This is a genomic window from Streptomyces sp. NPDC059398 (assembly GCF_042751845.1).
In the GTDB taxonomy this organism is placed as follows: domain Bacteria; phylum Actinomycetota; class Actinomycetes; order Streptomycetales; family Streptomycetaceae; genus Streptomyces.
The window spans coordinates 24,872-26,036 of record NZ_JBHYWP010000060.1; the positions used below are offsets into that span (position 1 = coordinate 24,872).

A 1,165-nucleotide genomic window follows, 5' to 3' on the forward strand; every position below is an offset into this window, starting at 1 on the left:
TTGTGTCTGAGGCAGACCGGGGATCATGCCGCTGCAACACCACTAATTTCATTTTCTGTTGGCGCCCCGCGCGGCCCCCGGGCCGCCCTGCGGCGGCCCGGGGAGTCTGTGACGCTACCCCTGTCCGTCCCCCAGGAGGTAGCCGAATACCGCATCGCCCACGTACTCGTCGGCGACATCGGCGCTGTTCGCGTCCTCGCGGGCGAACTTCACCGCCTGCTGAAGCTTCTCGATCCGGCCCACCAGCTCATTGACCCGGCGGGCCGGCAGCGCGCCGGAGAACTTCACCGTGGTCCAGTAGCCGACCGGCACATCCTCGTAATACACCTCGACCTGTGCCGGGTGATTCTCGGTCGCCTCGGCCTTGACGTGGTTGCGGGGCACTTTTCTCGTACGGACCGTGCGCACCGGCTCTGTCTTCCAGGCGTCGGTTGAAGGGTCCTGCACCCAGAATTCGGATGCGTCGAGAATCGGCAGCTTCCGTGCGAAGGCAAGCAGCTCCGTGAGCTGTTTCTCCAGGAAAAGCAGATACGGGACCGGTACGGCGGTGAGCAGTACACGTCCCTCGACCTTCACATCGGCGCGGGCGGAGCAGTTCGCCCAGTCCTTGGTGGCAGTGACATCGAAGAGCCTGGTCAGGGTGGCGGCGGTGTCCCGCAGCACATCCTCGGCCTGCACCTGCACCCGCGTGGACTCGGGGGGCAGCTGCTCGCCCTCTTCGTCCTTCGGCTGGTAGGTGCGGGAAATTCCCGACAGCAGGACCGGCTTCTGCAGTCCCTGCTGGGCTGCGGTGAGGTCCTGGTGGGACTTGGACTTGATTCCCTTTTCGACTGCGATGATCTGATTGAGTTTCGCCACGGATGGAACGTAGCAGCGACAACTCCCTTGCATCCAGGGGTTATTACGGTGCACGACTCAGGGGGCGGGGAGCGGATACGGCGCTCCCCGGTAGGATCTCGGTATGCCACTGTCCGGGCCATCGCATCCCTCCCTCACATCCGTCAGAGGATGGCAAAAACGCCATTCACGGCAGCCCGACCGCGACTAGAATGAACAATCCGAAAGCGGGCAGCGGGCAGCGGGCAGCGGGCAGCGGGCAGCGGGCAGCGGGCAGCGGGCAGCGGGCAGCGGGCAGCGGGCAGCGGGCAGCGGGCAGCGGGCAGCG

The 1,165-nt window shown here is 65.7% G+C and carries 1 protein-coding gene; it reads right to left on the bottom strand.

The annotated features are described in order from the left end of the window. Positions 1 to 114: 114 nt before the first annotated feature. Positions 115 to 858: a hypothetical protein gene (locus ACFXBC_RS21210; RefSeq protein ID WP_385026446.1), complete on the bottom strand. Its 744-nt coding sequence runs from the start codon at positions 856 to 858 to the stop codon at positions 115 to 117. Positions 859 to 1,165 lie beyond the last annotated feature (307 nt).